We start from the raw sequence: 26325 nt of genomic DNA on the forward strand, positions 1-26325 counted from the left end.
TCTAGCGTGACCACTGACCATAAAGAGGATCGTTCCGGAGGGGTGCACCCACGCCGGATAACCCCACTTGATCGCCTCGCTCGCCTCCGGAACCGCCTCGTGGGCCAGTGCCCGCAGCTGCTCAAGCAGCTCGCGGCCCGGTCCGGTGAAGCCGTCGATGTACTCGTCGACCGTCTGAGGTCTGGCCATGGCGCCAGTGTGGCACGCCCTGCTCGGCTCAGCGCCCGCAGTGAGCGAGGCGTGCTGGGTTCACATGCTGTTTCAGCTCACCGGTTGACGGTCTCGACGAACATCCGGATCTCGGCATGAGCGGACACGCCCTACCGCCGCCGTGGAGCGACGTTGACGTCTTCGGGTCCGCCGAAGAGGTCACAAGCTTGAAGGACCTACTCAGGACGTTGCCCGTGGGATCGGTGTCTCGAATGACGGAACTACGGCGGACCCAGCAAGCCCACCTGCAACGCTCCACATCGATCTGCAGCACACCTACAGACGTGGCTTAGGCGAACCGAGACGCCGGCCGGCGCCAGCCATCCCGGGAGCAGCAGCGCCTGACCACTTGCGGCGACACTTGCCGGCCTGGCGCCCGACGGCTGGCTCGTGCTGTGCGGGTACGACCCCGGACCGCTGACCCTGCCCACCCAGCAGATGGTCCTCAACCGGCTGCACGTCATGGTCAACCCGTCCGGTTCCCCGCACGACCTCCGCGACACCCTCGCGTTCTCGGTGGCGCACGGCATCCTGCCCGACATCACCGAGATCGACCTGCGCGACGCGAACACGGTGCTCGACAACATGGCCAAGGGCCACTCCGGCAAGCGGTCCGTCATCACCTTCGACTGACCGTCGTTGACGGACATGAACAACCGAAGGGTGGCCGGTAACCAGCGGCCCTTCGCCGCACACTCCGGCACACGTTGGCCCGCTGTCCGGGGCAGTGCTTTGGACGGCGGGCCAACGTGTTATGGCCATACCGGACCCCGCGACAAAGACCGCACAGGGATTATTGCCAGCACCGCGTCAGACAGATTTTGATCTTGCGTGTCCGGAAGGGTTCGACTCTACCCATCTGGCCCTGCTGTGGTGTCGCCATGTAGGCGCAGCATTGTCTGTTCCTTGTCCTGGCGTCTCGAGATCCCGGAAGATGTCCCCGGGGCGGTGCGATGTCCTTGGCGCGCCGCTACTTCGCGTCGCCGTCGAACCTCGCTCGGTTCGGGTTCGATTCGATCCAGCCCTGGGCTCGACGCCACCACACCTCGACGGACGGCTCCAGATTGGTTGGGTCATCGAGGGTTCCGGCCTTGACGATCATGATTTCTGGTCGTTCGTGAAGAATGGTGAAGATCGGTGTGCCGCAATCGCCGCAGAAAAGCCTGTCCCGCAGGTTGCCGTTCTCCACTCCGACGGTCTGGTACGACTTGGGTGTGCCGCTAATTTCCAGGGCGTCACGCGCTACCAGGACGTTGACCGAGAATGCGGCGCCGCTGTGGCGCTGACAGTGAGCACAGTGGCAAAGGACGACAGCCTCGGGCTGCGCGTCGAATCGGTAGCTGATCGAGCCGCACAGGCAGTTCCCGGTTCGCATGCTGCCGGCAAGAGTTTGATCGATAACGCCCATTTGCGAATTTCCTCACTCGGTTGTCTGGGTTGTCCCAGCGACGGTTCATCGGGGTGCAGCAGAGTGGATGAGTATCAGGCATTTTTGGGAAACGCATGCTTTGCGCTGCCGATGACAGTTGCGGCCGCGACGATCAGGAGGATCAGTGCCGCCCAGGTGATCGAGGCAGTGCCCAGGCCGGCGAGCAGGAGACCGCCGATGAAACCGCCAACCGCGATAGAAGCGGAGAAGACCGTGATGGTGATCGACTGAGCGACGTCGCCGGCTCCTCCTGTCGCGTTGATCGTGGCACCCACGAACAGGCTCGGGGAACTGCCGAACGCGAAGCCCCATACGGCGACGGCGACGTAGACCAGCACCGGTGCGTCCGCGACGACGCCCAAGACGAGCACGCTGGCCCCGAGAAGCAGGGTGCTGCTCACGGCGAGCCTGCGCAGGTGTCGGTCGATGTGGGTTCCGACCACGAGAACGCTGAGCACGGAGGTGACTCCGAAGGCGAACAGCACCCAGCCTGTCTGGTCGGCCATCCCCAGGTGAAGAAGAAGGTCGGTGATGTACGTGTAGAGAAGGTTGTGCGCGATCATGTACGTGGCCAGCGCGAACAGAATGGGTCGCAGTCCGGGGATGACCAGGACGTGCGAGATCTTGAAACGTGCGTCAACCGGCTGTCCGGGCAGGTTCGGAAGGGCCAGCAGGACCCATGCCATGGTCATGACGCTCACGGCGGCGGAGGCGTAGAAGGCGAGTTGCCAGCCGCCGAGGCTGCTGAGCCAGGTTCCCAGCGGGATACCCAGGGCCAGCCCGATCGGGGTTCCGGCCAGGGCGATAGCGATGGCACGGCCTTGTCGTCCCTCAGGCGCGAGGCGGGCGGCGTAGCCGCCGAGAAGAGGCCAGATGAGTCCGGTTCCCAGACCGGCGAGGAAGCGGAGCACCATCGTCAGCGTGTAGTCGTCGGACAGCGCGGTGAGCGCGTTGGTGACGGCGACCACGGCCAGGGCGAGTTGCAGGACGTGCTTGCGCGGCCAGGTGGCCGTGGCCCGGGCGAGAGGGATGGCGCCGAGCGCGGTGGCGAGCGCGTAGATCGTGACGGTCTGGCCGGTCAGCGAGACGCCGGTGTTCAGAGTGCGACTCATTGCGGGCAGAAGACCGGCCGGGAGGCATTCGGTGAGGATGCTGATAAAGCCGGCCAGGAAAAGGCCGAACAGGGCATTGCCCGGGAGGCGGTCATGCCGCGCAGGCGCCGGGGTCGGGCCTGTGGATGTGGTGATGGTGTCGGTCATGGTGTGCTTTCGGGAGCGGTGTGGAGCCCATCAGGCGGGTGGCGCCCTGACGGGAGGGCTGGTGGAGGCGAGCCGGGCCGTCGGGATCGGTGATTCGGAGGGCCGAGGGCCGGCCAGGGGCTTGCAAGCCCGTTGCTCAGGGCACACCGAGCGTGCTTCAGGTGCGCGGCGTTAACCAGCCACCCGCTTCGTCTACGTCTCGGGTGGCTATCACTGGCAGGGACAGGCTGGGCTGCGTACTGCGTGGGATAATCGAAAACATGGCAAACCACCACGCTGCCTACACCGGCCCCTCCGCCGCTTTCGAATCGGACCCCGAACCGGAGGAGCAGGAAAGGCTCGACCCGCGCGCGGAACTGAACGAGTTTCTGCGTACCCGCAGGGCCCGCCGTAAACCGGCGGATGTCGGGCTGATCGACTACAGCCGACGGCGCCGCGTGCCGGGCCTGCGGCGGGAAGAACTCGCGCAGCTTGCCGGGGTCTCTGCGGCGTATTACACGCGATTCGAACAGGGCAACGCCCGCAACGTCTCGCGTGAGGTGCTGGACGCGGTTTCCCGCGTACTCAGACTCTCCGAAGCCGAGTACGCCCATCTACTGCGTCTGGCCCAGCCCAATCGGCGCCAGGGCCAGCCCGCGCCGCCGAGCCAGCAGGTGAGGCCCGAAATACGAGAACTGCTCGCGGCGCTGGAAGGCGTGCCAGCATACGTATGGGGCCGCCGCACTGACGTACTGGCCTGGAACCAGACCGCCTCGGCCCTCTTCGGTGACTGGGCGGGCCGTGCCCCGCAGGACCGGAACTGGGCTAGGATCACTTTCCTCGACCCGGCGTCCCGGAAACTGTTCAACGACTGGGAGTCCAAGGCGTACGACGTGGTGGGACAACTACGGCTGGGGGTCGGGCTGCACACAGACGACTCGCTGCTCGCGTCGCTGATCGGCGAACTCTCCATCAAGAGCGAGGACTTCCGCAGGCTGTGGGCAGCCCACGACGTCAAAAAGAAGACGCACGGCAGCATTCGGCTGTCACACCCGCTTGTCGGGGAACTAACGCTGCGCTACGAGACCCTCGCGCTCCCCGGTGATCAGGAGCAGTCGCTGAGCACCTACCACGCCAAGCCCGGCTCGCCCTCGGAAGAGGCGCTGCGGCTGCTGGCCAGTTGGGGAGCAGACGCAGCGCAAAAGTGGACTGCCAGCATATTACATTGATAAATGCAACAGCGGGTGGGCGGCGAATGCGCCGCCAACCCCGTGTGGTTGACCAAGGAGCAGAGCTTGTCATCCGGCCCGGACGGGATGCTTGAGCATATGGCGATCAGCCCCGCCCGGGATTCGCCGTAGGCCATCCGGTGCTGAAATGCGGAGTGACCCAGGGTCTTGAAGCCCCGGCGAGCCTGGCATAGGGCCGCATACCGGAGTTTGTGGTTGTCGATGTGACCGGCGGCGTTCCGTCTCAGGCACTATCGAAGGATTGTTCGCCGAGGACGCGGAGGAAGTCGAAGCTGTCGGCGGTGGTCGTGCCGGGTTGGGGTCGGAAGATGACCAGGCGCTGACCCGTGGTGGTGCTCAGGACGAAGTCGCATTGCACGTCCAGACGCCCGGCTTGCGGGTGGACGAGGATTTTGCGGGTGGTCTGTAGCGGGGCGACCTGCATCTCGGACCAGTACCGGGCGAACTCGGCGCTGGTGGTGGTGAGATCGGCGATCAGCTGGTCGGAGACGGGATCGTGGCCACGGCGGGCGGTGGCTGCGCGTAGGTCGGCGACGTATCCGCGGCCGATCGCCTCGTGCTCCTCGGGGACGTTGAGGGCGCGGGATTCGGGGTGGGCGAACCAGCGCCAGGCCACGTTCGCGTGCCGGGCGTCGCCGTCGGTCCAGGAGCCCAGGAGCGCACGGCTGAGGATGTTCTGGGCGAGGATGGTGGTGCGGTCGTCGATGACGTGTGCGGGCACGGTGGTGAGTGCGTCGAGCAGGAACATCATCGCGGGGTCGACGTACCCGCTGGGGGTGTTGGTCGTCGGCGGTGGGTATCCGGCGAGGTGGTAGAGGTAGTCGCGTTCGTCGACGGAGAGGCGCAGCGCCCGGGCGAGGCTGCCGAGCAGGGCCTCCGAGGGGTTGGCGGCGCGGGACTGCTCGAGTCGTTCGTAGTAGTCGACGGACAGGTTTGCCAGCAGTGCGACTTCCTCGCGGCGCAGGCCGGGGGTACGACGCCGCCCGCCGGAGACAAGCCCGACGTCGGCCGGGCGGAGTGCCTGTCGGCGAGCCCGAAGGAAGTCGCCGATTTCGGTTCGTGCCACGAACTGCCCTTCCCGGGACACGGTGCCACCAGGACGGCTGGTGGCACCGCGAAGATCTCGTCGATCTCGGACGCTACTGCTGGATCGCGGACATCGCCGGTCCGGTGTAACGCGCTCCGACCGCGGCACCGACCGGAGCGGCGGCGCTGAGCTCGGCGAACACGCTGGCATCGACCTTGAGCTGCGCCGCGGCGACGTTCTCCTCCAGATACGTACGGCGTTTGGTGCCCGGAATTGCGGTGATGTGGTCACCCTGTGCCAACACCCAGGCCAACGCGAGCTGGCCGGGAGTGACACCCGCCTGTTCCGCGATGGCGCGAATCCGATCCACCAGGAGCAGGTTCTGCCGCAGGTTCTCCTCGGCGAATCGGGGCCAGGTACGCCGCCAGTCGTTCTCGGGCAGGTCTTCGAGGGTGCGAACTGAACCGGTGAGGAAACCGCGGCCCAGCGGCGCGTACGCCACGAACCCGATGCCCAGTTCGCGCACGGTGTCGAGCACACCGTTGGTCTCGACGTCGCGGGTGAACAGCGAGTACTCGGTCTGCACCGCCGACAGCGGCGCGGTGGCGTGCGCGGCGCGGATGCTCTCCGGCGACGCCTCGCTGATCCCGAGATAGCGGATCTTGCCTTCGGCGACGAGTTCGCCCAGGGCACCAAAGGTCTCCTCCACCGGCACAGCCGGGTCGACCCGGTGCTGGAAGTACAGGTCGATGCAGTCGGTGTCGAGCCGGCGCAACGATCCCTCGAGCGACTTGCGCACGTAGTCCGGCTGACCGTTGGTGCCGCCGATGATGCCGCCGGCGTCATCGAGCGTCACACCGCCGAACTTGGTCGCGATGATCGCCTGATCGCGACGCCCTCTCAGCGCCCGGCCGAGCAGTTCCTCGCCGGTGAGCGGGCCGTACATGTCGGCGGTGTCGAACAAGGTCACGCCGAGTTCGAGTGCGCGGTGCACGGTGGCGGCGGACTCGGCGTCGTCCGGCGTGCCGTACATCGCGGTCATGCCCATGGTGCCGAGTCCCTCGACCGAGGCCACCAGCCCTTGGCTGCCGATTGCGTGCTTCTGCAAGATCACCGTGGTCTCTCTTCCTTGATGTCGCGATGCGGCGCCCGGTTGCCTATGACCAGCTTGCGGCAGATCGCGGCCGTTATCGGCGTTCTGTCTATCCCCGGCCTGCCAGGGCGACAATCCAACAAGACTCGCCGACCTGTTGATGCCGCTCCTGATGCCGCCGGGCCGCTGTGACCGGACGTGGGAAGAGGTACTCGGCGCGCCTGCTGACCACTCGCTTGCGCGGGAGCGACGGGAAGAGAGGCGAGGTCACCTCAGCTGCGAGCTCTAGCGCCGGCCGGACCGGTTTGTCCGGCCCGTCCTCGGGTACAGGCCAGCGGGAGAGGCTACCTCACCAGCGAAGATCACCATGAATGAACGATTTCGCCACCGACCGCAGCCACTCGCAGGAGGCGAGGTCCCTCGCCACGACCTCGTCGGCGCTTGCCCGTCAGATTGAACCGGCGCGCGTCCGCCCGGTCGACCACAGATGGCTCACAAGGAGTCCGTCGTCGGAGCGGTCAGCCCCACCCGCGCCGGGTGCCGGTCGCGGCGCCCTGTTTCACGCGAAGTGCTCGGAGGTCGTGAGTACGCAACCGCTGGCCGGGATGGAGCCGTTGGAGGAGATATTTGGCTCTGGTTCACGCGTGGTGGCTCCGACAGGCCGATCGATGCCACCGCCAACCGTCCGGCCGGTAGGCTGCGCCCGGCGGAGGCGGACCGCCTGTGCGCCTTCACCACCAGGATTCTTCGATATGAAGGTCGACGTGTCAGATGACCAAGGCGAAAAGGATCCCCTGGACCGATGGTTGAACGAGCGGTCGGAGGCGCCTGCGCAACCGCGCGCCCGACGGCAGGGCGGTCTGCGGTTCGCGTTCTACGGTCGGATGTCGACAGTTGAGCACCAAGACCGGGTGACGTCCCGGCACTGGCAGCTCGACTGCGCCACCGAACTCGCATTCGGTCACGGAGCGATCGTCGCCGAGTACTTCGACGTCGGCTGCTCCCGCCGCCGAAGCTGGCAGCACCGTCCGCAATCCGCGACTCTGCTGGCCACGCTCGGCGATCCTCTTCGCGAATTCGACGCAATTGTGGTCGGCGAGTACGAGAGGGCGTTCTCCGGGAACCAACTGCTGCACCTGATGCCGCTGCTCGAACAGCACGGCGTGCAACTGTGGCTACCCGAAACGGATGGGCCCGTCGACCGTCACAATCCGACCCACCACGCGCTGATCATGTTGCTGGGTGTCCAGTCGAAGCGCGAGGTGCAGCGTTCCCGGTCCCGAGTCATTACCGCGATGCGCATTCAGGCGCGGGAGCAGGGGCGCTACCTCGGTGGCAGGCCGCCCTACGGCTACCGGCTCGTCGACGCCGGTCCCCACCCCAATGCGGCACACGCACGATGGGGTCGCCGACTTCAGCGTCTCGAGCCCGACCCGGCAACGGCCGCACACGTGCGGCGGATGTTCTCCCAAAGACTGGCTGGTCACAGCTTCGCCAGTATTGCTCGTGTCCTGAACGACGATGCCGTCGCCTGCCCTTCTGCCATCGACCCCGGCGGCAACCACCACCGCGCAGGTGGGAGGTGGACCCTCCGAACTGTCGCGGCGATCCTTGCCAATCCCCGTTACACCGGCCGGCAGGTATGGAACCGGCAACGCACCGAGGTCGACGGCACCGACCGCGGACCCGACGCACGCGGAACCGTCCGCTGGAACCACACCAAGGACTGGGTGATCTCCAAACAGCAAGCCCACACCGCGCTGGTCACGGAGCAGGACTTCATCGCCACCCAGGCCATTCACTCCCACCGAAGCACCCGCGACGGCACGACCCGGAGCTACCTGTTTACCGGCCTGCTGCGCTGCGGTCCTTGCGGCCGGAGACTGGAATCCCACTGGGTCAACCAGCGCCCCGGCTACCGATGCCGCCACGGCCATACCAGCACCCAACGACCCGCCAGCCGGCGTCGCAAGATCCTCTACCTGAGGGAGGACCGCATCATCGCCAGGCTGGCCACCCACCCCAGCATCGCCGCAAACGCCCGCAGACCACACGAACTGGCGGCGTTCCTACGTGTCAACAAGATCGCCGTCGTGTGCGATCAAGAGCACTGCACACCCACCGCAGACACACCCAAGGAGGCCAACCCGCAAAACCAATGATCGATATGTGGTAATGATGTGTCCGAGGGGGATTCGAACTCTTGTACGCATCATATGTGCACCATTCTGGGGTGCACATGCTCATAGATTACGGTACGGCCAGGACTAGCTCAACACTGGCCGCCATAACCATGTGTAAATGTACAGCCGACAAGTTGGACTCAGTCCGCCACGGCCTCTCTGTCTGACATCGGCGGGCCACGACGAGAGCCGTTTTGCACGCTGGTGAACTCTCAGTCGACTGACTTTCGTGGCAAGCCATATCGTTCGCGTTCTTCACTGTTGAGCGCACGGGGCTCACTGCCTTCAGCCGGAACCTGCGCAGGGTTATTGCATGCGTCCCAGCTCATAATCGTGCCGTCGTCGTAGGCGATGATGAGGGCGTCTTGCCATGACAGGCTTCGCACTACCCCACGAGGTATGTCAAGTACGCCGAGAGGCCGTCCCTCTTGAGCGCGCCAGATGTAGAGCATGTAGTCATCGCTGATGGTCGCGAGACGGTGCCCGTCGGTTGCCCAGGTGAGGTGTTCGACGTTGCCCGTATGGCCGAGACAGTGTGAGCCGACTTGCTTCTGCGCGACGTTCCAGATTTCGACGTGGTTGCCGACGGCGGCGGCGAGTCTGGTGGAGTCATCCGACCAGGCCAGGGCTGCTACCTCGTCGGGCCCTTCGGTTCGCCATTGGTGGACGAGGGTATATTCGTCTCCTCGCCACAAGCTCACGTTATGCTTGCCGGCGACTGCAGCTACGAGGCTTGAATCCGGGGACCAGGCAATCGTTCCTGTGCTGTCTTCGCCTCCGTCGAGAACTGCTAGGCGCTGCGCTTTGGCCACGTCCCAGACCGAGAGAGCGGGTGGTGTTCTGCCGAAGAAGCAATGAGTATGGACAGCCAGCCGTGAGCCGTCGCCGGACCAGGCGAGTCCATAAACCCATGGAAGTGGCGTCGATGTCGCTATGTGTCTCGGAGTTTGTCGCGGTTGCGCGCCCCACTGCATCCGAGAGACACCGGATCGGGCGTCCCACACGGTGACCTGCTCTTGCATTGCGGTGGCAACCTGGTCACCTAGTGGTGAAAACGCGATCGACAGGCAGTCGTCGTCCCCGAGCCGCAGCGGCGGCGTCACCTCGTCCACTTCGATGATCTCTGGCGTCGTTCCGAGCCGCTTTACAGTGACGCGCCTGAGGTCCGGCGACCAAGAAATCTCTCGTAGGCTTCCGGTGGGCAGGCGGCGGAAGCTTCGGCCGATGACGTCCCACATCTCGACATTGTGAAATGAGGTTCCCAAGCCGATTCGTTTACCATCGGAGGACCAGGCAATCGTGCTGATCTGGTGAGGGCGCGCCCGCCGCTCAACGGTCCTGCCGCTTCCGACGTCGAACAGAGCCACACGATCATGGTCTCGCGTTCGACGCAAGGCGTAGGCGATGACATCCTCGACAGGTGACCATGCCATGGTTTCGGTCATGCCCGGCGGTGCGCTTTCGGCGGCCTGGCCCGTGTCGGTGTTGTAAATCCACAGCGTGCGGCGCGTCGATGCGACGATCTCAGTGCGGCGCATTGTGAATGCCGGAGCGGCTGAGACGGCGAGTCGGATTCCGTCGGGTGCCCAGCGCACCACCGGGTCTGACCACGCTACCTGCCGTCGCAGGACCTCCGACGCCTGCTCGCCGACGCTGACCACGAGCAGCAGGTCGTCTGAGGCGATGGCCAGCCGGTCACCCTGCGGGGACCATGCTGTGGCGCGAACGTGTGCGGCCGGGATGCTGGTGACCAACTGTGGGACCTCGTCGTCCAAACGGCAGACGTCAACGGTCCGGTAGTCGAACTGGCCCGCGAAACAGACATCGTCGCGCCACGAGAATGAGTCGAGCGATGCTGCAAAACTCCCCCTTCGGCTGCCCAGGGTGCAGCCATCCGCGACGCGCCAGAGCGTGGCACCTCGATCGTGCTGGGTGAGGGCGAGGGTGCCGCTGGCACTCAGCAGTGTGTGCCCGTACCCATCCCGGTCAGCGGCAAAGGTGACCTCGGCAAGGCGACCGGCGTCGTCCCACGTGCAGACGCGCCCCGTCTTGTCGGCGGTGCGCAGGGCCTCCCTGTCGGGCAGCCAGACTGCGGAGGTGATGCCGGTGGTGTGCCCGATGGTGAGGTGCCGTGTTCGTGACGTGGCGGTTAGGGCCCAGCGCGTCGTCGTCGCTGCCGGGGTGGGTGGTAACTCGTGTAGCGCGGTGTGGGCCAGTGCCACGGCCAGTTCGGGGTCCTGCCGGCGCACCTGTTGTGCCAACTCGGCAATCCGCTCGGACTGTCGGACACGGTCCTGGTGATCGAACTCTTGGGAGGCGTCGAGCAGGCGTCGGGCTGCGGTGGAGAGGGGTGCCTCGGCTGCGAGCGCGAGGGCATCGGCGAGCGTTCGGCCGCGCAAGAGGTCGTCTGTGTGTGGGTCCGCTTGCCATGCTGCCGCGCGGTGCTCGAGCCTGGTGATGCGGTGCAGTCGCTCCTCGTTGGCGCTGATCAGAGAGGCGAGTCGTCGCCACTGACGGAACAGGGCGTCGTGGGTCAATTCAAGGCAGGTGCCGTCCTCGACGTCGATGATCAGACGGGCTGCCCTGAACTCCTCAAGGATGCGAGCTGCGGTGGTGCCGAGGTCAGATCGTCGGATCGTCCTTCGTACGGTTTCCTTACCTTCCATAGCGATGCCGCGCAGCAGAGCAGAGTCGACGGCGTGCTGGGGGTACCGCTGGGTGAGGTTTTCGTAGATCTGCTCGGCGTGAGCTGCGATGGCACCACCCACCTCCCCCGCCTGTTCGTATTGGGCCACCGTGATGTGTTGGCGGTCGGACTGTAGGTGCAGACGTTGTAGCAGGTGGCTGAGTAGGGGAAGCGCGTCACCGACCGTGGCATCGGCGGTCATGCGGTCGATGAGGTCGTCCTCGAACGTGAGTCCGGCAGCCCGGGCAGGCCCCGCGATGGCCTGTCGGATGCGGGCCGGATCCAGCAGACCGATGGCCACAGGTCGGGTGATGAAGCCGGCCTGCTGATCGGTAAGCCGGCGGCGGAACTCGGGCCGGATCGCCACCAGCAGGCGCACTTCCGGCAGCACCGTCAGCGTTCGGGTCAGCAGGCTCCACCACTGGGCCCGGTCATGGTCGCCGGTCATCGTGTACAGGTCTTCGGCCTGGTCGACAACGAGCAGTACAGGGCCGCGGGCGGCGGCGAGGAAGCTTGGCACAACCTGGAGTGGAGCTTCCGGAGAGGCGGCCTCCTCGCGCAGCAGTCGCGCCGTCTCCAGCACATCCTTTGGGCCATCCTCTAGAGCCGCGGCGAGGCTCATAAACGGGTCGGCGGCCGGACGTAATGGACCCACTACGGTCCAACGCCGTGGTAGTCGAGCGAGGACACCCGCGCGGATCAGCGAGGATTTACCCACTCCCGACGGGCCGACGACCGTAACTATCCGGGTCGCCGGCGCCGGCCCCGAGCGCTCCAGTCGGTTCAGTACGTCCCTTGCCTCGCGGTCGCGCCCAAAGAAGACGCCCGCGCGCTCCGCCGTGAACGGGGCGAGGCCGGGGTATGGGCTTTCCGTGCCGCGCCACGTGACCGCGGTGCGGCGATGGACGAAGAAGCGCCAGCTGAGCCACAGGACGACGCAGAGTGGGAGCCAGAGGTAGGCGTAGTCAAGGACAAACCGCCACGGCCCACGCCAACTGTCCGTGCGCGCCGTCACGACGTTGATAGCCAGGCCGACGGCGATCGTGCCCAGCAGGGCACCGGACTCGCGACGGTACTCCCTTAGTGCCCGCCCCACATGGTCATCGCACTACGAGAAGGCACTGCTCGCCAGCGCGTGGCGGATAGCCGACAGAGACACCAACCATGGACGGGACTGGACTCACACCCCCTGACGTGGCTAAGCCCGGATCTCGATCAGCGGCACCGCGATACCGATGGATTGCACTGCGGCGTGCTGCTCTCCCTGTGGCTGACCGAGACACCCACCGTCGCAGCCTCCTCATGTCGTGATGAGGTGCCATGGCTTGCCGAAGGCGACGCGACGGAAGGCGTCGATCTCGCGCAGGTGGGCGTCGTGCACGTAAGGGACGAGAGCGGCCTCGCTGGCGTGCAGGCAGGCCCGGTAGCCGATCTCGCGCAGCGGGTGTCCGTCGGGCGGTGCCGGGCTCTCGGGATCCCAGCCAACGATGGCGCAGATGCTCTGCGCGGTGCGCCGGGCGTGGGGACGGGCGATGGCCCAGGCCGGCTCGGGGTACATACCGCGCAGGCTCCACAGGTCGCTGCGGTCAGGGATGGTGGGAATCTGCTCGTGGTCGGTGGTGCTGCCGGCCAGCTTGTCGAGCCGGTTGCGCAGGCTCTCACGGCGCCCGGCGATCGCGATGTTGTCCGTCAGAGCCGACTCGGTGAGCCACGCGACCGCGTCATTGTGCCCGGACGGGCCGAGCCCGGCGCCGGCGACGGCCTGCGCCGCGGCGGCGTCGAAGTCCTGCCAGAACTCGTGCGAGCCGACGCCACACGGCCACCAGTCGAGGTAACTGTCCTGGTCGGTGATCGGCTGCCGCCCACTGATGAGCGCAGCTACTTCAGGGAAGCCGGTCGAGGTGTACCAGTCGGCCAGCTCGACGCGCCCGAGCCAGTCAGTCAGTCGCCACCACGCGTCCCGCTTCGGGCGGGCGCACGCCGCCGCGAGGGCCAACTGCAGCACCACGGGACGCAAGTCGTCGGCGACCGTGTCGTACAGGTCCACACCCCAAGCCTCGAGGACCGGCGAGTGGTGCAGGTCGCCGGAGTGCACGCCGACGGGCAGACTCAGCGCCTCGGCGTAGGCGGCCACGAACGGATGGGCATCACCGGGTATCTCGTCGTCGTCGAGCACGACCAGGCGGCCGGTGAGGGTGCGATGGATCGGCACGTTGAGCTTGCCGTTCTTCGCCCAGTTGTAGGCGGTACGGCGCGGAACGCCGTTCTGGTCGGCCCATTGAGACAGCGGGATCGGAGTCATGAACCCACGATGGCACAGATGGCACAGTGCCATCCAGGAACGCTGCGCCAATTGTGCCATCCGCAGCAATGGGCATATCCGACAGCCGACTTTGCGGCCGGGGCGGCCAACGGTGCTCGCTGGCGACTGCGGGCCGCCGACACGGCCGGCCTCATCCCTGGTGCACCTCGCCGCCGCTCTGGGCATCCAGGCAGCGTGAAGAGACGTCGGCCTGGTCCGCTACCAGGTGCATCGCAATGAGGCTGGTGCCGCCGCAACGCCCGCTAATGCCCCAACACCACGTCGGTCCGAAGTGGCCTGGCTCGTCTCGGGCAGTGGAGCGGCCGGGTGGGGTGCGGGCCGGTAGCCTCAGGCGATGTCGAGCAGAGAGGCGTCGGACGGGCGGACGGTGGCGACGGCGTTCATCACTGGCGGTGGCGGCTTCAATTTCGAAGACCATGTTGGTGCGTGGCTCGCCGCCGGGATGGCCGCTGGCGAGATGCCGCTGGGCGTCGGGGTCGCGGTCCCGGTGGAGGTGCGGTTCCAGGGCAGTGCGTCGGGGTTTTTCCTCGACGACATGGTCGTCACCGGTGACGCGGCCGGTGGGCCGCGGTGGTCGGCGTCGGTGAAGTCGTTCGACATGTTGACCGGCGCCAGGCTACACACGGAGTTCGTGGAGGCCGCCTGGCGCGACATCCTTGCCGACAGGTTCCGCCGCGCTGCAGACCGGGTCGGTCTGGTGTCAGGGTCGGCGGCGCAGGGCACCTGGGTCGAGCTCGCGGAGCTGATCGGGGAGGCCGCGGCCGACCAGGCTGGCATCGCCTCGCGGATCGGCGTGCCTGGCGCGTTCAACGTGGCGAAGCGCTCGCTGTGGGAGTCGGCGAAGTGTCCGACGGAGCTTGCCGAGCAGCACGGGATCGACGTCGACTCCTCTCCCGCCCGGCTGCTGGCCTTGCTTCTGCCTCTGCGTCTAGATTTCCTCACTCCTACCTCCCAGGCGATCGCGGACGCGATCCGTTGGTGCCGCGCCGCGCTCGTCCCGCAGCAGGCCGGGAGGGCTGTGGATCTGTGGACGGCGCTGCTCGAGGTGGTCGCTGACCTGCGGCCCAAAGGCGGGGCAGTCACGTGGCAGCTTTTGGCTGACCGGCTGGGCGGGCAGTTTGCGTTCCAGCTGCGCCCGGATGTAGCCCCGGACTGGGGCCTTCTCACCGCGCACACCACCAGCATGATGGCCCGGGTCCGGGACCGGCTCGGCGACGACGTGGTCCTGGTCCGTGAGGACGTGACCGCCGTGCTCGCCAAGGCCGGGGCGGTTAACGTGCTGTCGGGGCCGTCGGGCTGCGGTAAGACCGTGGCGGCCAAGAGGTGGCTGGCTGCTCCGGGCATGCACCGGACGGTTTGGCTGTCGGCCGCGGACCTCGAGGCCGGCGTCGGCGCGCGACTCGGGCTGACCCAGGGCCTGGAGGAAGTCCTGACGCTTGCCCCCGGGGAGGTCCGCGTCGTCGTTGACGGCCTCGACCGGGTCTACACCGACGAGCCGTTCGCCGCGACGGCCGCCCTGGCACGCCTCTCGGCCGACATCGGCGGTCGGATCCGGTTGTTGATCACCTCGCAGCAGTCGGAGTTCCCTCGAGTGTCGGAGCGCTTGGTGCAGGCCAACGGCCCGCAGGCCGTCCCGCTCGTTATGGGGGACCTGTCTGACGCAGACGTCAATCTGGTGTTGCGCGGGCACCCGGACCTGGCCGCGGTGATCGTCGCTGGTGGGCTCGGTGGTGTCGTCCGGCGCCCGAAGGTCCTCGACCTGGTGCTGCGGGTGCCCGGGGCTACGGTTGCCGCTATCCGTGACGAGCCGTCGATCGCTGGTTTGTGGTGGCAGCGGTTGGCCGGAGCGGGCCCGAACGGCGCCGCCCGCCAGACGTTGCTGCGGCGGATCGCCGTCGAGCAGGCCGACCGTCTGCGGGCCCAGACTCCCCTGGACGACCTCCCGGTCGACGCCGTTGGGCTGGTCGACCAGCTGCGCGTCGACGGGATCCTCGCCGAGGTCGACGGCCGGGTCTCCTTCGCCCACGATCTGTTCGACGACTGGACGCTGTTGCATTACCTGCGCTCCCGTGACGACGTCATCGGCGTGATCGCGGAGAAGGCGGCGCTGCCGTCGTGGCACCGAGCGATTCGCTTGTACGCCGCCGGCGTGCTCCGCGAGCAGGGCGTCGATCGGTGGGAGGCCGACCGGTCTGCTCTGGACGCCGCCGACCAGCGGCTCGTGGCGGACTTGTACCTCGACGCGGTGTTCTACGCCCACGACGCCGACCGGCTTCTGGGCGAGCTGTGGTCGCGCCTCGCCGCCGACAGCGCTCTGCTGGCACGGCTGCTGCGCAGGTTCAGGTTCTCCGCGACCGTGCCGGACTCCGGTTGGATCACTGTGCTCGCCGACGAGCCAGACCTAGCGGTGTACGCCGCCGCCCAGTCGCGGCTGCCGGTATGGCCGCTGTGGCTGCCGGTCCTACGCGTCCTGGCGGCGGAGCATGAGACCGCAGTCGCCTCGGCCGCCCCGGAGGTCGCCGCGATCGCCGACCTGTGGCTGCGGCACGCCCCCGACACGTGGCCGGCCCGCGATCAGGCTGCCGTGATCGGCCTGGCGGTCGGACGGCACATCGTCGCGCACATCAACGGTGGAGGCTTTTTCGACGACACGGTCGAGCCGGTGCTGTGGCGGTGCGTCATCGCCGCCGGCGCGGTCGAACCCGACGCCGTCGCCACCTTCCTCGACATGCTGCTGCCCCCTGTTGATAGCCGGCTTGAGCACAGCGGCCGGGTCATTGGCCGCCAGCGTCGCGGCCAGACGAGACTCCGTGCAGCCTTGCTTGACGTCGACACCGTGATGCCGTTGCTGCCGGCGTCCGCGCAGATGGCCCGGGACCTGGTGCTGCGGGCTGCCGTTGACTCCGACCGCCATCACCGCCGTTACGTCCATGACCGGCTGCGTGATGGCCTCGGCATTTTCAGCGCCCCGCGCTCCTTCGATCCGATCCCCGAGTGCGGGCCGATCCGGGCGATGCTCGTCAACGCCGAACCGCAGGGCGTCGACGTGGTGCTCGCCCTCGTCGAGCACGCGACCGCCCATTGGAGACGCACCCGCAGCGCCGCGGTGTCAGGCGGCCAGGGACCCACGCAGGAGCGGCCGGCGTTCGAGCTGCTCGTCGACGGCGCGCCTGTCGCGCTGGTCGGTGACGCCACCGTCCTGGCCTGGAGCCACGGTGGCCACCGGGTTCCGGACATCTTGGCGGCGGCGATGATGGCCCTGGAGGCCCACCTTTACAAGGCCCTCGACGACGGCCGCGACATCACCGCGCTCCTCGTCCAGCTCACCGGCAGCCGATCGGTCGCGATGTGGGGACTGCTCGCCGACATCGCCCGCCACACTCCTGCACTGCTGGAAGGCCCGCTTGCTCCCCTGGTCACCAGCGCCGACCTACTCGACGACGACCGGATGAGCGTGCACATGCGCTCCTTCAGCGTGCTCCCGCTCGTCATGGAACCCACCCGAGCTGAGCGAGCCCGCACGTGGCACACGATGGACCACCGCAAGATCCCGCTCCTGGACCTGGTGCACCTGGGCGCATTCGTCACCGGCCGGCTCACCGAGCAGCTCACTACCGCCCGAGAGCACTGGGCCACGACAGACGCACACCGGTGGCGGGTGATGCTCGCTGCGACCGACATTGCGAACTACCACGCCGTCCGCGCCACGGACGGAAGGACCTACCTCGTGTACAACCCGCCAGCGGCCCTTGAGGAAGAAGCCCGCGAGATGCGGGACCACCGCGACCGCGATCGCGGCTGGTTAACGTTCGCCTACACCATGCGCCGCAACATCACCGACCATGTCCGCCCCAGCGACACGGAGCTCGAGGAGCAGTGGGCCACCGTCCAGCCCCAACTCGACGCTCTCGTCCCGGATGCTGAGTCGCCGAGCTCCATCAGCGGTGTGGAGGACCTGCGGTGCGGGTACGCGGCGTGGCTGGTGCTGTGCGCCCGCGACTGGCTGCGGAACCACCCCGACCGCGATGAGTGGTGCCTGGCCGTGCTCATGCGTCCCCTCACCGACTCGGCCGCCACGTGGTCCCACGCATACCCCGATAGCCCTTCCGACGATGAATGGGACGTCTTCTGCGCCGAAGCGCTCACCGCCCTGTGGGCCGAGACCCCCGACGACGTCACTGTTCGCGCGGCCATCGCGCGGCTGCTGCTCGGTGCCCGCCGCCTCACCGTCACCACCGTGATGCGCCTCGCCGCCGCACACCCCCACCTCGCCGACGACCTGCGCCGGCTTGAGCACCTGACGCTGCACTGCGCGCGGCTGTCGATGTCGCACTACGACATCGACCCATACTTTGAGGAAGCCGACCTCGACTTCGACTTCGACACCGACCCGGAGGAAGCCGCTGGACTCGACGTGGGCCAAGAGGACGATGAGCCCGGCCACGGCCCGATCGACGGCCTCCCGGAGCTGGAGGCTGCCGCCGAGGCCGCATTCGACGCCTTCGCCGACGGCAGCCTGCCCGCCGAGGTGCCCCGGTTGGCGGAGTGGATCACCGCCACCGCCGCGACCAGCTTCCCCGACGGCCGCGACGCCCGCTCCCGCATACTGCGCACCCTCGACCTCGGCTACCTCGTCGCCTCCCGCCCGCACTTCACAGCCCTTACTGCTGCGGCGGATACGCGCACGCGAGCCCGGGCGGTTGAGTTCGCCGCCGACCTCGCGACGTTCCTCGCCTCGGGGTTGACCTCTACAGAGGCCGCCACTCGTTCCTCCCACTACCCCTACGACGAGGAACGTCGCGCTAGTGGGCTTCTCGCCGACGTCACGATCAGCGCCGACGCCGCAGAGGCCCGTACGGTCTGGGAGCCGATCCTCGCCCTCGGGACCACCGCCTCCTCCTGGGTGGGCAACTACCTCAGCCAGGTCTGGAAAACCGCCTGCACGAAGGACCCGTGTCCAGCAGCGTTCCCCGCCCTGGTTGCAAACATGCTGGGATTCGCCACCACCGCCAACACCTGGCAGGGCTACTCCGGCACCGGCGTCCTGGCGCTCGCCGTCGCCGGCCTCAGCGAGTGGGGGCACTCGCCGGTCAGCGAGCAGCAGACAGCCGCCCTCCGCGCAGCCGTGCCAGCGTGGTCGACGTGGTTCGGCGAGCACATGGGCCACGACGACTTCGCCTACGCGGCCGTTCGCTTCTTCCGGGAGCCGGCCGCGGCAGGGTTCGTCCACGACGCCGTCGGCTGGCTCGCCGATCGCGAACGTTCCTCTCACCCCACCAGCGAGCGGTTGGACACCGCGGTCACCGAGTTCCTGGTTACCATCTCCACTCGCACCCCGAACCCGCTGCGCGGCTCCGGCCCTACCGCAGACAACGGACGGCAAGTCCTCGCCCGCCTCCACGGTCGAGGCAACGCCGTGGCCGGCCAACTCCTCAACAGCCTGACCTGACCGCATCTCACCACCCACCTACAATGGCAACCCGGCCTCCCTGCGTCGCGCCCCTGTCAGGCCAGCGGCACCAGACCGCGCACGGGCGGTCAGCCGCGCCCGTTCGCCGCTCGACATGCGGTGACCGGAGAGGTTCCACTCGGCAGCGTCCGACGAGTCGCCGTGCTGACCGACGGAGCAGCCCGTTTGGTCGCCCTGTTCGGCCTGCTCAACTGGCTCGACGTGCACGACCTCCACCCGACCACTGCTGCCGGCCCGCCTCCCCAAGGCGTGGATCGGCTTACCGGCAACAGCTTAGGTACTATCGATTCCGGACGGTACGAGTCGTGGTTTCGGTATCGGCCGCCCCAGCAGTAGCGATGCCATCTCGTAAAGAATATCTGGGCATAGCTGGATAGCGGGGAGTATCACTTCCGGCACAAGCTCCAGGCTCATCGACTGCGCCACCAGTTGACGTGTCCTTACTAGTTCGACGCCTCTGGCAGCGCACTTAGCCAGCATCACGGCTTTGCCCTCGCCGTGATGCAGGTGCTCCAGCAGCCCGACCGCCTGATCTACGAAACCCTGCTTGAGCATCTCGTCGACCAGATCTTCCATCAGTATCATGGCGAAGGCAGCGTTCGCGTCCAACAGGTCGCGCGCGAATGTGTCCCAAAGCCCTAGCCGGACTATGGCCGGTAAATCTTCCATGCCGCAAGAATCACGGTCAACAATGACAAGATGCTTTCCAGTAAGTCCTCCGCCGAGAAGTTCTGCCTCTTTTCGGAGCCCCGCCTGCCGGCAGGCGAGCGTTAGCCATGCGTTCGGCCATCTGCCGTCGGATCGCGTGGCATCGGGGTCAGCGGTCTGCAAAAGCAGCCGGACACAAGTCCCGGCCTCGGCAACGAGGCCCGCATCGGCCATCGCGACGGCGAGGATGGGGCCTAGATCAGCCTCTCGGCCAGCCGCGTCGGCATAAAAACTGAGTGCGTCGCTTCTGCTCATGCCCAGTGCCAGTAGCGCCTTGAACTTGGCGACGGTTACACGCTCGGCTAGGGAACCTGGTTCCTCAGCGTTGTGAGCAAGAATTGCCAGCGCGCGCGCTGGCTCTCCGACCTCGATAGCGAACTCAGCAAACTCCGCCGCGTGAAGCGGGCTCTCCGTCTGTTCTACCAAGCTACCGAGATGATCAAGAAGACGAGCCGGTGTGGATGGCGGTGCTGGTAGTCGGGCTGCCGCCAGAATCGATTCGAACCGCGCATGCGGTGATACCACATCGAAGAAGTCGAACCACTTGCCCGCCGGATGACGCAAGGCGCAGGACGCAAGAAATCGCGTGCCCCAGGCCAAGTCCCAATCAAACCGTCTGAAGTGGAGGAGATAGGAGGTCTGGAGGTGAAGGTCTTCCGACACTTGTCCCTGCCCACACTCGTGGGCGGCGGCAGATAGCGCAGCGACGAGGACAGGTTGCGCTTTACTTCGGACCTCAGCAAGGGCGGCTGCCAGGCTATCGAGCATGTGATGGGCGCCATCCGCGTCGTCCCGGTCAAGCATTGCGAGCGCGCACTGCGCGAAGGCATCTACACGCAGCTGCGGATCGCTGATTTCTGAGGCCATACCAGGGGCATGGCGGAGCACGCCGACCTGACAGGCGATCTCGACCGATTCGGCGAGCATGTCATCGTCGAGGGCCAGGTCAGGGACTTGACGCGGGTCCACGCCATGTGCGGCGTAAGCACCGGCGAGCGCGACGACCACATCACGGTCCGCCTGGGGGCGCAGCGCTACGAGATCGATGATGACTTGGGCGGTATGAGCATCTATGTAGCGGGCCGACCTGGCGAGGAGCTGCAAGTCCTCGCTGTCGACGTCCTCTATTGAGGAGCGTGCAAGCTGTGCGGCCATGGTCGCTGCCGCTTGACCGAGCGCTGACGTTAGGTCCTCGGGTAAGCAGCGTTCGCCATCCTCCAAGAGAACGCTGCAGGCGTTGAGTCCGGCGCCGAGGCGAGTGGCTGGATCGGCGCCTTCCAGATTTTCGATTAATCGAAAGAGTTCGTCGAGGCGGACCAGGACGTCTGCGCTCGACGCGAGCAGGTGGTCAGGTTCGTCGGTGACCTCCAGCGCTTTGGCGAGCAGTCGTCGTGCCATGTCGTGGTCGAGTCGGGCGAAGCTCGCGCTAAGCGCGGAGAGCCGCCATTCGTCGCCCTCCTCGGCTTCGGCGAGCAGCGCCTCCGCCGCCGCCTGTGCACGGGCCGCTGCCGCGTCGTCCCCGGCAAGCGCCTGTAGGACGGCTGCGCCCACTCGTTCTACGAGGTCATCGAAGTCAAGGCGGCCCGGGACGTGTTCGGCTTCCGCGGCTACGGCGGCAGCTTGACCTGGCGCGTCGGGCAGTAGGTGCCGCGCGATCTGCAGGAGTGCGTGCGATCGGAGATTTGGATACGGGATGGTGCGGGCGAGCTGCACGGCGTGGTTGAGCCGCCCGATCCGGGCGAGGGCCAAAACGTATTCCGACGGTACCGCGTCGGCTCGATCATGAATGTTGTGACGCAGAACTGAGACTCGTGCCAGAAGCTGCAAGTCGGAATTGCAATCCTGAGCAAGCAGCGCGGCGGCATCCGCGAACTCGGCGAGAGCGGCCGTCTCGCCACCGGTCCGCCAGCTCAGTAGTGCTTGTCTGCTCTCGGACGCGAGCAAGGCCAGGGTGCGGCCGTCTCGTTCGGCGGCGAGCATCGACGGATAAGACTCAACAAGATATTCCGGGGTATTCGCAGGCCAGCCGTCTTCTTGCCAGCCCTGCGCCCATCGGTCGATCATTGATCGCGCCGACGCGAGTTCGTTACTGGTCAGTTCGTTGCGTAGCAGTTCGACAAGTGTGTCGTGGGCGATAGTGTAGTGCGTCGTTGAGCGCGGCCGATCTTCTCGTCCATCGAGGACGCGAGCGAGGCGGCCCTTGGCCAAACCTCGCACTCGGCCGGTACTCCTCCCTAGGATTTCACCCAGGTCACGGATCGTCAGTCCACCGCGGGCGACCGCGATGACCGCTGTGATCTTGCGCAACTCATCTTCGTCAAGGATGTGATCGAGCTCGTGTTGAGCTTGGATTTGAATCGCCGCAGCGGCGGGTGATGGATAGAGGTTCCAGACTTCGCAGGTACGGAGCGGATGATGAGCATCAACATCCGAGGGAAGGTCGGTGTTGCTGCGGCTGGTAACCAAGACGCTCGCGCCCATCTCGATGCGATGCGGCAGCTGCGAGGCGATACTCGGCTCGTTCAGCTGACGTGCATCATCTTCGTCTAACCCATCGACAATGAGCAGTACTGACCGCTGCTGACGCCGCGCTGCCGCCGCCGCACGGGCCCACAAGTCGAGGAAATCGGCGCGACTCGGTTCCGCCGGTGCAATCTCGTCTACCAGCGCTGCCAATTGCAAGCAGGTGGCGTGGAGGAATTGACCTGCTCTTACGGTTCCACCACGACGTGAAATAAAGAATCCGACAATGTCTACCAGCGGCGGCGGGTCAACGGCGAGATGGCTGACCAAGGCCGTCTTGCCTGCCCATGCACCCGCTCGAAGATGGAGGTATCCCCGGCTCTCGTTGGCAAATTCTCCCAACTGCGCGAACTCACTATCGCGCTCCTTCAGCTCGGGGCAGCGGGCTGCGTAGTCTTCGAAGAGCGCACGGTATGGCGTCGGCCGTCGTCTGGAAACCGGTAGACCTAGATCGAACCGGCCGTAGAGTTCACGGCTCAGAACTGCAGTGTCGACACGTCCGGCACGTTGCGCAAATGTCGCAGCCAGTCGAATAAGATGCAGCCGTAAATGGTCAGCGACAACAGCGTCGTTGGTCAGCTGGGTAAGGCTAGTCACAAGATCCGCCTTACCGCCTGAATCCTCACCATCCAAATCGACGCGAATAACGTGCAGCGCTGCAAGGAATCTCCAGGAAAGTTCGTCAGAAGAGATTTTGGCCGACTCGGCATCGAGTCGCCTTGCTGCGTTGACAACGTGCGTAACTCTTTGCAATTCAGCGCGCATCGTCCTGCTGCGCGCCAAAACCGCTTCTTGGAAACGGGCAGGGCTATTCTGGCTTCTTGCCACCCCTACGAGGTCGACTAAATCGGCGACATGACTTTGCGTCGCCGAGACGGCGAGCCCTAGACGGCGTTCGCCGCTGTCCAGTTCCTGGCGGAACTCTGCGACCATTCGCAGGTACTGCGAAACAAGCCGGAGCAGCTTCGGGTCGCTCTGCTTGAAAACCGGGTTTCTGCGCACTCCGATTGACAGAATGCGCTGTCCCGCTGATGAGGCACCAACAACCACGATGTCATCGACTGGACTCGTCGCTGCCTGCTGGAACCAAACCTCTTGGACGACAAAACCGTCACCGAGCCCGGCAGTAGGACGACCCAGGAGAAGATCCGCGAGCAGCCTGCCGCCGTAATCATGTTCGAATGTCACACCCCCGCCGCCGGTCGAATAAGGACTCGCAACATGCATCGTCCGCAGCCCTCTCGCCCGTTCTGAACCTTTGAGGACGGTCACCTAACCTGCACCTGCAGGGCTACACCTTGCGCATAGTAGACGCCGGGAAGCCCACCTATGACCCTCGCACTTGCCGACCTAGCCGGCAAGGATGATCTCGCAACAGGGAACCATCCAGTAGGTCCCCACGCCTTCGTCATGGTCCTTGACGAGCCGTGCCATCGGCACTGGGGTCCTGACGGCGAGCGGCGTCGCGGGCTGCGGCAGGCACCTGTGCAGGTGCAAGACCGAAACGGGTTACGGAAACTCCTACTGCGCGCCATGGCTTCTACAGCAGCCGGCGGCCAGGTGCGTCGTCGCTGCGGGGAGCCGCGGGATTCGACGCTGTGTTCAGTTGAGCGTGCCTTGCGGGGCCTCGCCGCGTGCGGTGACCCCGGAGCCGTCTGGCCCGGAGCGCCGCACGCGGCCCCCATCCCTTACTTGGTCGTGGGTGAGACGGCGCCGCTCGCCTGCGAACACCGGTCGGCGCGATCTATCAGACGGGCCAGCGGATGGGGTTGGCCGGTCATGGCCGACAGTGCGTTGGCCACGTCGTGCAGATCAGCCTTGATGTAGGTGGTGGTGGAGGATCCGGGGCTGTCGGTGTGACCGGCGTAGGCGCGGGCGATGCCGTAGCCGAAGTGCCGTTCCACCCAGGTGAGCGTGGTGTGGCGTAGCCAGTGTGTGGATACGCCGTGCACGGCGACCCACGGCAGGCGCTCGCCGAGGCGTTTCCACAGGTGGTCGTAGCGGCGGCTCGTGATCGGTTGGCCGGCACGGGTGCGCAGCAGTGGGTCGGTGAGCAGGACCGCGCCGCGGGCGCGGGCGTGTTCGTGCAGGTGTTCGGCGAGGTCGAGGGTGATCGGTTGCCACCGGATGGTGGCGCCTTTCTCGGTCAGGCGGACGAGTCCGTTGATGGTGTCCAGGTCGACCAGGCGCAGGGCCAGTGCGCCGCCGCGGCGGCAGGCGGTTTCGGTGTGCAGGCGCAGGACCAGTGCGTCGAGGATGACGCCGTTGCCGCTGGTACGAGCCTCGATATTGACTTCTTCCAGCTCGTGTGGGGTCAGGGCGCGGCGAGTGCTGGGCAGGCGGCGGGGTTTCGCGACCCGGTGGGCGGGACTGGCGGAGGCGTCGATCAGACCATCGGCGATCGCCCGGGTGTAGAAGGCGCGGGCGGCGGCGACGACGTGCTCGCCGGCGTGCCGGCCGTTGCGGCTGTTGCGCCGCGACACCGCGCTGGCCATCATCAGTTGCTTCAAGGCCTCGATGTCGCTGGCGGCGACGCCGTCCAACGGTCGGTCGGGCCAGGCAGCGGCCATTCGTTCCCAGTAGGTGCCGTACGTGCGGCGTGCTCCAGGCCCGGCTGCGGCGAGAACGCGCGGCAGGTACTCCGCGACCGTGGGTAGGGCGGCCCGAGCGCTGGGGTGGGCTTGGAGGTCGGCCACGGTAACGCCCAGGTGAGCCAGGACCTGGTGTGCGGCGGCGACAGCAGACGGGTCAGCGGTCACTGTCGCCTCCTGACATCTGGTGGTGCAGGTCGGTGAGGAGGCGGGCGACGATGCTGACGGGATGAACGACGAGCAGGTCATGCGTGATGAAGGCGGCCAGGAGCACAGGCTGGCCGGGCTCGATCTGGCACATCTGCCGGGCGCTCGCCGGCAGGGGCAGTTCGCCTCGGCTGCCCACCTGGTACCGGTCGTCCTGTGTGGAGGTGATGACGAGCATGCCGTGGCACAGTTGGATGTCGAGGCGATGTCCCGGTGCCCAGCCAATCGCGTGCAGGAGGTGCTGGGCGCTCACCCGGCCGCAGCGAGCGGGGAGAGCCATCCACAGCAGCAGCCCCGAGGCGTCGATGATTGCCGGCGGGCAAACGCGGGCGGGTAGCACTGGCATCGGCATCGGTCGTGGGCTCGGCCGCGCGGGCGAGGCAGCAGGGATGAGCGGACGAACGAGGCGCTCAAGAACTCGGGTGGGTCGTGTCATGACGACACAACGTCGCGACTGCCCACACGCCTACGGCCTGCACGTCAGTGGCTTGGACTGGCGATGGGCGCCTGAGACCATGAGTTGGTGTTCCTCTACGTCGATGCCACCGCCGCGTACCGCGACGACGAAAGGTGGGGCTTCCACCTGGCTAACGAGATGGCCCGACGGCTCCGGGCCTCCTTCGGCGCTGACGAGGTGACGCGGATGCTGGAGCGAGCCGCGCTGTTTGCTCCTCCTGAGGGACCGCACTTCGTGTACGAGGACAATGTGCGGCTGTTCACGGGACGACGAGGGCGAGGTCCCCTGCATGTCGCCTGGGACACGAATCTGCTGATTGATTACTTCACGTTCGGGCATCGGATCTGGACGGGCGACAGCGTCGTTGATCTTGCATCCGGCGAGGATTACGCGACAGACCTGGAATCGCTGCAACTTGTTCTCGCCCTGTGGGCGGTTCGGGACATCCGCTTCATCATGCTCGCGGCGTCCGTCGACGACGCGAAGAAGACCCTGTCCCAGGAGCGTCGTGTGCAGCGGCTGCTTGCCTTCGAGGAGTTCACCGCCGCGCTACAACTCCTAGGCTGGGGGGAACCGGAGGAGCGTCCCTCCCGCGAAGGGCTGCTGATCCTGCCCGAGCGGGAGATGACGCGTGCCTTGACGGCTGTTCCCGCCGGGAACGACCGCCGGCTGGTGCACGACGCGCTCCAGGTCGGCGCGAACGTCTTCTTGACGCGCGACGTCGGGATCCTCAAAGCCACGGACGCGGTGCGGCCGTTTGGTCTGCTCATCGCGACGCCCGCTGACCTGCTCGAGGAGCTGTTCGCCTGCGGGGCTTTCCATTGCTTCCTCGGTCCGCGCTACCTGTACTGGCCGGCACCCGACCAGCAAAGGATCGGACATCTCATCCACGCCCTCAATCCCGACAAGCGGCCGTAGCGCGACCGCATC

The 26325-nt window shown here is 66.6% G+C and carries 15 protein-coding genes; 5 read left to right on the plus strand and 10 right to left on the minus strand.

Annotation, left to right across the window (positions count from 1 at the left end):
- Positions 1-189, minus strand: a 189-nt coding sequence (locus tag AB0C20_RS13610; RefSeq protein ID WP_357568071.1) for a DUF1801 domain-containing protein, incomplete at its 3' end; no start/stop codon positions are given.
- Positions 190-600: 411 nt separating this feature from the next.
- Here AB0C20_RS13610 and AB0C20_RS13615 point away from each other — a divergent pair.
- Positions 601-843 carry a hypothetical protein gene (locus tag AB0C20_RS13615; protein WP_357568072.1) on the plus strand — a complete coding sequence of 81 codons (243 nt, stop codon included), beginning with the start codon at positions 601-603 and terminating at the stop codon, positions 841-843.
- A gap of 337 nt (positions 844-1180) precedes the next feature.
- Here AB0C20_RS13615 and AB0C20_RS13620 read toward each other — a convergent pair whose 3' ends face one another.
- Positions 1181-1618, minus strand: coding sequence for a GFA family protein (locus AB0C20_RS13620; RefSeq protein ID WP_357568073.1), 438 nt, complete (start codon positions 1616-1618; stop codon positions 1181-1183).
- Between the two features lie 74 nt (positions 1619-1692).
- Positions 1693-2898 carry an MFS transporter gene (locus AB0C20_RS13625; protein ID WP_357568074.1) on the minus strand — a complete coding sequence of 402 codons (1206 nt, stop codon included), beginning with the start codon at positions 2896-2898 and terminating at the stop codon, positions 1693-1695.
- A 260-nt stretch (positions 2899-3158) separates the two neighbouring features.
- Between AB0C20_RS13625 and AB0C20_RS13630 the strand changes: the two genes are divergently transcribed.
- Positions 3159-4106, plus strand: coding sequence for a helix-turn-helix transcriptional regulator (locus tag AB0C20_RS13630; RefSeq protein WP_357568075.1), 948 nt, complete (start codon positions 3159-3161; stop codon positions 4104-4106).
- Positions 4107-4350: 244 nt separating this feature from the next.
- On the opposite strand, the gene AB0C20_RS13635 is transcribed toward AB0C20_RS13630, so the two are convergent.
- On the minus strand, positions 4351-5193 hold the full coding sequence (locus AB0C20_RS13635) for a helix-turn-helix transcriptional regulator (RefSeq protein ID WP_357568076.1): 843 nt from the start codon (positions 5191-5193) through the stop codon (positions 4351-4353).
- Positions 5194-5266: 73 nt separating this feature from the next.
- The gene (locus AB0C20_RS13640) at positions 5267-6382 is read right to left on the minus strand and encodes an aldo/keto reductase (RefSeq protein WP_357568077.1); all 1116 of its coding nucleotides are present in this window, start codon (positions 6380-6382) and stop codon (positions 5267-5269) included.
- Positions 6383-6999: 617 nt separating this feature from the next.
- On the opposite strand from AB0C20_RS13640, the gene AB0C20_RS13645 reads away from it, so the two are divergent.
- On the plus strand, positions 7000-8409 hold the full coding sequence (locus AB0C20_RS13645; RefSeq protein ID WP_357568078.1) for a recombinase family protein: 1410 nt from the start codon (positions 7000-7002) through the stop codon (positions 8407-8409).
- 233 nt (positions 8410-8642) lie between these two features.
- On the opposite strand, the gene AB0C20_RS13650 is transcribed toward AB0C20_RS13645, so the two are convergent.
- Together AB0C20_RS13650 and AB0C20_RS13655 are read right to left on the minus strand one after the other, a co-directional pair.
- Positions 8643-12131, minus strand: coding sequence for an NACHT and WD repeat domain-containing protein (locus tag AB0C20_RS13650; RefSeq protein ID WP_357568079.1), 3489 nt, complete (start codon positions 12129-12131; stop codon positions 8643-8645).
- A gap of 285 nt (positions 12132-12416) precedes the next feature.
- Entirely contained in the window at positions 12417-13418 is a 1002-nt protein-coding gene (locus AB0C20_RS13655; protein ID WP_357568080.1) for a hypothetical protein, read from the minus strand.
- 355 nt (positions 13419-13773) lie between these two features.
- Between AB0C20_RS13655 and AB0C20_RS13660 the strand changes: the two genes are divergently transcribed.
- Positions 13774-18888, plus strand: coding sequence for a hypothetical protein (locus tag AB0C20_RS13660; RefSeq protein WP_357568081.1), 5115 nt, complete (start codon positions 13774-13776; stop codon positions 18886-18888).
- A gap of 294 nt (positions 18889-19182) precedes the next feature.
- On the opposite strand, the gene AB0C20_RS13665 is transcribed toward AB0C20_RS13660, so the two are convergent.
- The 3 genes from AB0C20_RS13665 to AB0C20_RS13675 form a co-directional block, all read right to left on the minus strand.
- Positions 19183-23412, minus strand: coding sequence for a hypothetical protein (locus AB0C20_RS13665; protein WP_357568082.1), 4230 nt, complete (start codon positions 23410-23412; stop codon positions 19183-19185).
- Between the two features lie 416 nt (positions 23413-23828).
- Positions 23829-24899, minus strand: coding sequence for a site-specific integrase (locus AB0C20_RS13670; protein ID WP_357568083.1), 1071 nt, complete (start codon positions 24897-24899; stop codon positions 23829-23831).
- Entirely contained in the window at positions 24889-25284 is a 396-nt protein-coding gene (locus AB0C20_RS13675) for a hypothetical protein (protein WP_357568084.1), read from the minus strand. The genes AB0C20_RS13670 and AB0C20_RS13675 overlap by 11 nt, the downstream gene beginning before the upstream one ends.
- Positions 25285-25461: 177 nt before the next feature.
- Here AB0C20_RS13675 and AB0C20_RS13680 point away from each other — a divergent pair, with 177 nt between their 5' ends.
- A complete protein-coding gene (locus tag AB0C20_RS13680; protein ID WP_357568085.1) occupies positions 25462-26313 on the plus strand; it encodes a hypothetical protein in 852 nt (283 codons plus the stop codon).
- Positions 26314-26325 lie beyond the last annotated feature (12 nt).

Source organism: Micromonospora sp. NPDC048843 (genome assembly GCF_040649965.1).
Classification (GTDB): Bacteria; Actinomycetota; Actinomycetes; order Mycobacteriales; family Micromonosporaceae; genus Micromonospora; species Micromonospora hortensis.

Excerpts from the sequence above, each read along its gene's own strand:
- AB0C20_RS13655 (WP_357568080.1), bottom strand. The coding sequence starts at position 13,418 with ATGACTCCGATCCCGCTGTCTCAATGGGCCGACCAGAACGGCGTTCCG.
- AB0C20_RS13620 (WP_357568073.1), bottom strand. The coding sequence starts at position 1,618 with ATGGGCGTTATCGATCAAACTCTTGCCGGCAGCATGCGAACCGGGAAC.
- AB0C20_RS13625 (WP_357568074.1), bottom strand. The coding sequence starts at position 2,898 with ATGACCGACACCATCACCACATCCACAGGCCCGACCCCGGCGCCTGCG.
- AB0C20_RS13660 (WP_357568081.1), top strand. The coding sequence starts at position 13,774 with ATGTCGAGCAGAGAGGCGTCGGACGGGCGGACGGTGGCGACGGCGTTC.
- AB0C20_RS13645 (WP_357568078.1), top strand. The coding sequence starts at position 7,000 with ATGAAGGTCGACGTGTCAGATGACCAAGGCGAAAAGGATCCCCTGGAC.
- AB0C20_RS13675 (WP_357568084.1), bottom strand. The coding sequence starts at position 25,284 with ATGCCAGTGCTACCCGCCCGCGTTTGCCCGCCGGCAATCATCGACGCC.
- AB0C20_RS13630 (WP_357568075.1), top strand. The coding sequence starts at position 3,159 with ATGGCAAACCACCACGCTGCCTACACCGGCCCCTCCGCCGCTTTCGAA.